Genomic DNA, 6,600 nt, shown 5'->3' with positions numbered 1-6,600 from the left:
TATCCGCCATTCCAGATCCCGACGGCGCTCGTTCTCGGCGTTGTCGGCGTGTGCTACATCGTCGGTCGTTGGCAGGAGCTTGGTATGACCGCACGGCGGTTGATCGTCGATATCGGCGCCCTGGCACTCGTGATCGGAGCGACGCTCGGCGCCTACTACCTCCATTCACGCAGCACCATCGCAGCCATCAATGACACGGTGTACCCAGGTCACCGTCGGGTCACCGGAGGTGGTACGTCCCTTTTCCAACTCCTCTCGGCGCCCTTCGGGCTGACTCTTGCTCGACACGGAGATTCACTGACCTTCACGAACCAGTCGGAGATCTCCTCGTTCATCTTGCTCGGCCCGTTCGCCATGCTGCAGATTCACCGTGTGCGACTCCACGAGTTCGCACGCCGCTGGAGGGTGCTGCTGGCGGGATCGGCTGGGGTCTTCGTACTCATAAGCATCTGGTACTTCGTCAGTCTCCCCCCCGTCCTGGCGTCTCTGCTCTTGCTGGACAGAGTCGAACCCCAGCGAGCGATCCTCGGCGTCGGGCTTGGTGGGATCCTGCTGATGGCCGTGTTCTGTGCTGCCGAGCTGGAACAACGCGACGAACCCCAAGCGGTCAAGACAGGGGGAGGGTTCTTCGGCGTCGACGAGCGTCAGCGACGCATCCTCACCGGAGCAGCCGTCTGTGCCGTCCTCGCATTCGCGATGTACCTCTGGGGTGGGCGCAACCTCAGAGAGGCGGCGCCGGGCCTTCACCTCGGCCTTTGGGAGGTCGGATCCGTCAGCGCCGCTGCTGCGATCGTCGTATTCCTGACATCGGCCCGCAGGGTGATCCTCGGGGGCGTGGCTCTGGTGGTCTTCGGCGCGACGGTTTCCTTGACTGCCAACCCGCTCTACCGGGGACTTGGACCGCTGACGTCATCCCCCCTCCTTGCCACCGTCTCCCGGGAAGCGGTGGCGGCACCGGATGCGAGTCATCGGACGTGGCTCAGCTTCGCCGATCTGAAGGTCAACACGGTCCTCATCGCATCAGGACTCAAGACGCTCAGTGCGCCTGACGTCTACCCGAAGGCGAAGACGTGGAAGATCCTCGATCCCCATCGAAGGTTTCGCGTCGTCTGGGATCGCTATGCCAATTTGACCTTTGTGCCGGCACCGAGCGGAGCACCCCCCACGCTCACCCTCGGAGGGACCTACCATGCCGCGGTCCGGATCGCCATCGATCCCTGCGGCTCGGAAGCCAGGCGACTGGGTGTGGGCTTCGTCGTCTCCGGGGTGCCCCTGTCGGCACCATGTCTCAGGTTGGACGTGCACACTGGCTTCGCCGGCAGTCCCGTGTACATCTACAGGTCCTGAAAGACTGCCGGGGCATTCCTGGCGGTCGACCGATAGCTGACCGGAGCGCCCAGCTCGACAAGTCGACCCACCCCGTGCACGTCCGATCCCGACCCGAAGGACACGGACCCGCTGACAGCGGCACGTGCCCTGGTCCCGATGATCGAGGAGGAACGGGACGCCGGCGGCAGCCTCGTGGCCGGCGGGGTGCTCATCACTCGCCGCGGCCCGCAGGGACTATCCTACCTGGAGGTCATTCAGCGCTGGGAGGGGGCGATGCGACCCACGACGTCCGAGTCCGCCTGCTTCCTGGAATGGTGACGCGATCGGGGCGCGTCGAGCGGGCCATCCCGGGCGGCGCCGACCCGCCGGTCGGCGCCGACGTCGGGGAGGGGTCCCCGAACCTCGCAGGCGTCCACGACGGCATCCCGGCACACGAGGCACGGGCGTCCCAGGCGAAGCTCCAGGCGCTGGAACATGCGCGGGTCTGTATCGTGATCCCTGCGTTCAACGAAGCCGGTTCGATCGCCCGTGTCATACAGCGCGTCATCGCGGCGGTCCCCGAAGCTCACGTCGTGGTCGTGAACGACGGCTCTCGCGACGCCACAGCCGCTCGAGCATTCCAAGCCGGGGCCGCAGTCATCACCCTGCCGGTCAACCTCGGCATCGGTGGTGCCGTCCAGTGCGGCTACCGATACGCGCTTCGCCAGGGATACGACATCGCCATCCAGGTTGACGGCGACGACCAGCACGACCCGTCGGAGATCGAACGACTCCTGGAACCCATCCGGGCAGGCCGAGCCGACATGACGATCGGCTCGCGCTGGCTCGGACGCGGGGACTACATCGCTCCTGTCGGCCGTCGTTTCGGGATGCGCCTGTTGGCCACACTCGTGCGCTGGCGTGCCGGCAATACGTTCACTGACACGACCTCGGGCTTCCGCGCCGTGGGGCTCGGGGGCATCGCCCTCTTCGCTCGCACGTATCCCACCGACTTCCCCGAAGTCGAGTCCCTGGTGCTCGCCAGCCGCAACGGGCTTCGGCTCGAGGAGGTCCCGGTCCGCATGACGCCGCGTCTTCATGGCCGATCGAGCATCGCCGGGATCCGGTCCGCGTATTACATGGCGCGCGTGACTGTCGCGCTCTTGATCGGCGGCCTGAATCGGGACGGGCTCGGGAGCGGGACGGACTAGGGAACAAGGAGGCTTCGTGAAGTCGTTTGCTCTGGCCATGGTGTTGAGTGTGAGCTTCCTCATCGGCTCGGTCGTCGCCATGCGCCGCCAGCGCCTTCGTGAGCAGACGGCCATGCTCTGGTTGTCGGCGAGCCTGTTCATGGTCGTCGTGAGCGCAACCCTTCCGGCTCATCTCATTGATCGCGTATCGCTCCTCGTCGGGGTGGCGTACTCGCCCGCATTCCTCTTGTTGCTGGCGGTCCTGTTCCTCATGATCCTCGTCTTCCACCTGGCCTTGAGCCTCGACCGGCTGTCGGCCAAGCAGATCGCCTTGGTCCAGGAGATCGGGCTCTTGACGGCCAGGGACCCGAAGACACCCGACGAGGCTGCCGCTGACCAGTCCCCGGAACGGCCCTCCGAGGGCTCGGACCGGTTGTCACCCCGTCACTGATCACAGCATCGGTGCTCGGGGGCGCCGCGTGTCGGGAATGGATCGCGGCGACAGCAGTTGCCGCCGGAGCGTAGGCGCCCCGACACCGATCAGCGGATGCTCGCCGCGAGCCCGTCGAGGATGTCGTCTTCTGACACCAGGCACGCGTCCCGGTCGAAGCCGGTCATGACGGCTGCCAGGATCAACGCGCCGGACGCGATCACGTCGGCACGACCCTCCATCATGCCGGGGCGCGAAAGGCGGGCGGCATTGTCCTCTCCTGCGAGGACCTCGAGCCAGTGCTCGACCGTGCTCCGGCTGAGCACGGCATGGTGAATGCGGGACCGTTCGTAGTCCGTGAGCCCCTGGTCGAGCGCGGCGATCGTCGATACCGTCCCGGCCAGCCCGACCAGTGGCGCCCCCGGTGACAATGGGGGCAGCATGGCGCGGGCGCGTCCGACGTCGGCGTCAACCGCCTGACGGGCAGCGGCCAGCTCGTGGCCGAGTGGCGGATCGTGGTGCATGAACCGCTCCGTCACCCGCACGCACCCGATGTCGAGCGAGACCGTGGCTACCGCGGCGCCCGGCGCCCGCCGCCCGACGTCCCCGACGACGAGCTCGGTGGATCCTCCCCCGATGTCGACGACGAGCACGGTGCCGGCGTCGACCATGTCGTCCGGCAGGTGCGCGGTGGCGCCGGTGAACGACAGCTCTCCCTCGTCGGCACCGCTCAACACCTCCGGTCGGCACCCGATGACGTCGGCCGCCGCCGCCAGGAACTCCGGCGCGTTCTCGGCGTCCCTGGCCGCCGACGTGGCGACGACCCGGGTGCGTACGACACCGTGACGGTCCATCAGCTGTCGGTACTCCCCGAGCACGGCCAGGCTTCGGCCGATGGCCTCGGGCGCCAGCTCGTGCGTGGCGTCGACCCCCTCGCCGAGCCGCGTGATCCGCATCCGCCGGTCGAGCACCGCCCCGTCCGCCCCGACCACCAGCAGCCGGGTGGAGTTGGTCCCGCAGTCGACGGCGGCCACGGGGCCGAGCGGCGCATCCACCACACCCCGCACCACCACATAGCCCGAGACATCCAGCCCCAGCTGCCCGGCGGCCCAGCGCCCGACCGGGTCGTCCCCACCGGCGAGATACCAGGCCACGTGGGCGTGGAGGCACTTCACCCCCCGGCGCGTGCCACCGACACCGCCCGTCGGCCGGGGCCCGGCATGGGTCGCCGGGATGGCGTGGTCGCGCTCGGCACCGTGGCGGGCGTGGGCGTCGGCCACGGCGTCAGGATCGACGGCAGCCTCCGCCCGGCGGACACCACCGGCTGCTTCGAGCCTGCTCACGGCGTCGCGCAGCTCGTCGTCGACCAACCAGTAGCGGGTGGGCATGGGCGTGCCGTCGTCGAGGAAGGGGTCGTTCTCGATGACGGCGGGAGTACCGTCGCGGCGCCTGACGGCGACCGAGAACGCGCCGGAGGGGGGCCGTCCGAGGAGCCGGGCCACCGCCGCCCGGTCGGCGTCGGCGTCCATGTCCCGTGGTGGGCTCAGTTCCAGAACTCCAGGCTACGGACGACGCGGCCCCAGTAGCCGCGCGGGGGCGGTGGCGGGCCGGCCGCCGGCCCCGGCCGGGCACCCTTCCCCGACGACGCCGCCGTGGCGACGGGTGCGACGATGCCCATGAGCGCCTGTGACCGCGACGACCCGGGCACCACCGGCGGGCCGTTCAGCGGCACGTGGTCGGGCCCGGACACCCCTGGCGACGTGCCCGACCCGGGCAGGATGTCGTAGGCGCGCTGGCCGGCGCGCACGAACCCGAAGTCGTGCCGGGCGAGCCCCTCCACGGTGGACGTGTTCGCCAGCGCGGCGGCCTGACGGGCGAGCGTCTCGTTCTCCGACTGCACGGTCGAGAGCTGGCGCGCCGTGCTCGACAGGGCCGAGCGCTGCGACAACACCTCGGCGACGGGGAAGCTCGTCAGGAGCACGACCGCCGCCAACGCCACGGCGGCGGCCACCATGGCCCGGGCCCGGCGTCGCTCGAGCGAGCGCGTCGAGCCGTCACGCGGCCACACCACCGCCCAGACGGTCTGGAACGACGGCAGCGCCCGGGGAAGGCGCCGCAGCATCGGCCGGAGGCGTCCCCGCCGCCTCGGGAGGTCGTGCAGCGTCGGGGGCCGGAGGCGTCCCCGCCGCCTCGGGAGGTCGTGCAGCGTCGGGGGACGGAGGCGGCGCGTCCGGTTGGCGGCGTGCAGGGGGCGTCGTCTCACCCGGTCGCCCCGCCTCCCGCCCGGGTGGTCGACAGCGCGTCGACGCCGAGGAACGACGCCGACTCGCCGAGCTCCTCCTCGATCCGCAGCAGCTGGTTGTACTTGGCGACCCGGTCCGAACGCGCCGGGGCCCCGGTCTTGATCTGGCCACAGTTGGTGGCGACCGCCAGGTCGGCGATCGTGGTGTCCTCGGTCTCGCCGGAACGGTGCGACATGACGCAGCCGTAGGCGGCGCGTCCCGCCGCCGCCATGGTGTCGAGCGTCTCGCTCAGCGTCCCGATCTGGTTGACCTTGACCAGGATGGCGTTGGCCACGCCCTTGGTGATGCCCCGCTCCAGGCGCTCGCGATTGGTGACGAACACGTCGTCCCCGACGAGCTGGACCCTCGAGCCGAGGGCGCCCGTGAGCGACGCCCACCCGTCCCAGTCGTCCTCGGCCATGCCGTCCTCGAGCGACACGATGGGGAACCGGTCGCACAGGTCCACCCAGTAGTCCACCATCTCGGCCGACGACAGCTGCCGGCCCTCGCCGGGCAGGTGGTAGGCGCCGTCTCTGAACAGCTCGCTGGCGGCGGGGTCGAGGGCGATGGCCACCTCGTCACCGGGCACGCGTCCGGCCGCCTCGATCGCCTCCACCAGGATGCCCACGGCGTCCGCGTTCGACGGCAGGTCCGGCGCGAACCCGCCCTCGTCACCCACCGCCGTCGACAGGCGACGCGCCTTCAGCACGGCCGCCAGCGCGTGGTACGTCTCCACGCCCCATCGCAGCGCCTCGGAGAACGAGGCCGCGCCGACCGGCATCACCATGAACTCCTGGAGGTCGATGGAGTTGTCAGCGTGCGCGCCACCGTTCACGACGTTCATCATCGGCACGGGCAGCACGTGCGCGTTGGCGCCGCCGACGTAGCGGTACAGGGGCATCCCCGCATCGAGCGCCGCGGCCCGGGCCACCGCCAGCGACACGCCCAGGACGGCGTTGGCGCCCAGCCGGCCCTTCGACGGCGTGCCGTCGAGGTCGACCATGGCCATGTCGATCCCCCGCTGGTCGGTGGCGTCGAAGCCCGAGAGCACCTCGGCGATCTCGCCGTTCACGTGCTCGACGGCGCCGAGGACGCCCTTGCCCCCGTAGCGGTCGCCGCCGTCACGCCACTCGGTGGCTTCGTGCACCCCCGTCGACGCGCCCGACGGGACGATGGCCCGGCCTCCCGCGCCGGAGTCGAGGGACACCTCGACCTCGACGGTGGGGTTGCCGCGGGAGTCGAGGACCTCCCGGGCCAGGATCTGCTCGATAGCGCTCATCGGTGCCGACATCCCTGTTGTTGGTGTTGTAGAAGTTACTCGTTGGCCACCTGCGGGCGGCGGAGGCCGAGCGCCGCGACGGGGCCCGGGGCGCGGGCGCGGGAGCAGACC

7 protein-coding genes are annotated in these 6,600 nt (G+C 70.2%); 4 read left to right on the top strand and 3 right to left on the bottom strand.

Going from position 1 to position 6,600, the window contains the following annotated elements; genetic code table 11:
- From VMV22_12545 to VMV22_12530, 4 genes are all read left to right on the top strand, one after another.
- The coding region (locus VMV22_12545; GenBank protein HUY23156.1) for a hypothetical protein at window positions 1-1,347 on the top strand (1,347 nt) is incomplete at its 5' end.
- Window positions 1,348-1,485: 138 nt separating this feature from the next.
- Complete coding sequence (locus VMV22_12540) at window positions 1,486-1,647, top strand: hypothetical protein (protein ID HUY23155.1); 162 nt, start codon at window positions 1,486-1,488, stop codon at window positions 1,645-1,647.
- Window positions 1,641-2,519 (top strand): glycosyltransferase family 2 protein, encoded by an 879-nt coding sequence (locus tag VMV22_12535; GenBank protein ID HUY23154.1) that lies wholly within the window; start codon window positions 1,641-1,643, stop codon window positions 2,517-2,519. The genes VMV22_12540 and VMV22_12535 overlap by 7 nt, the downstream gene beginning before the upstream one ends.
- A gap of 16 nt (window positions 2,520-2,535) precedes the next feature.
- Complete coding sequence (locus VMV22_12530; GenBank protein ID HUY23153.1) at window positions 2,536-2,949, top strand: DUF2304 domain-containing protein; 414 nt, start codon at window positions 2,536-2,538, stop codon at window positions 2,947-2,949.
- An 89-nt stretch (window positions 2,950-3,038) separates the two neighbouring features.
- On the opposite strand, the gene VMV22_12525 is transcribed toward VMV22_12530, so the two are convergent.
- From VMV22_12525 to eno, 3 genes are read right to left on the bottom strand one after another with little or no spacing between them, the layout of a single operon-like run.
- Window positions 3,039-4,457 (bottom strand): DUF501 domain-containing protein, encoded by a 1,419-nt coding sequence (locus VMV22_12525; protein ID HUY23152.1) that lies wholly within the window; start codon window positions 4,455-4,457, stop codon window positions 3,039-3,041.
- A 14-nt stretch (window positions 4,458-4,471) separates the two neighbouring features.
- On the bottom strand, window positions 4,472-5,191 hold the full coding sequence (locus tag VMV22_12520) for a hypothetical protein (protein HUY23151.1): 720 nt from the start codon (window positions 5,189-5,191) through the stop codon (window positions 4,472-4,474).
- Complete coding sequence (eno, locus tag VMV22_12515) at window positions 5,188-6,489, bottom strand: phosphopyruvate hydratase (GenBank protein ID HUY23150.1); 1,302 nt, start codon at window positions 6,487-6,489, stop codon at window positions 5,188-5,190. The genes VMV22_12520 and eno overlap by 4 nt, the downstream gene beginning before the upstream one ends.
- Window positions 6,490-6,600 lie beyond the last annotated feature (111 nt).

The organism is Acidimicrobiales bacterium (assembly GCA_035531755.1).
Taxonomy (GTDB): Bacteria; Actinomycetota; Acidimicrobiia; order Acidimicrobiales; family UBA8190; genus DATKSK01.
Note: the sequence above shows the minus strand (reverse complement) of the source record. Positions and strands in the feature narration are given on the sequence as shown.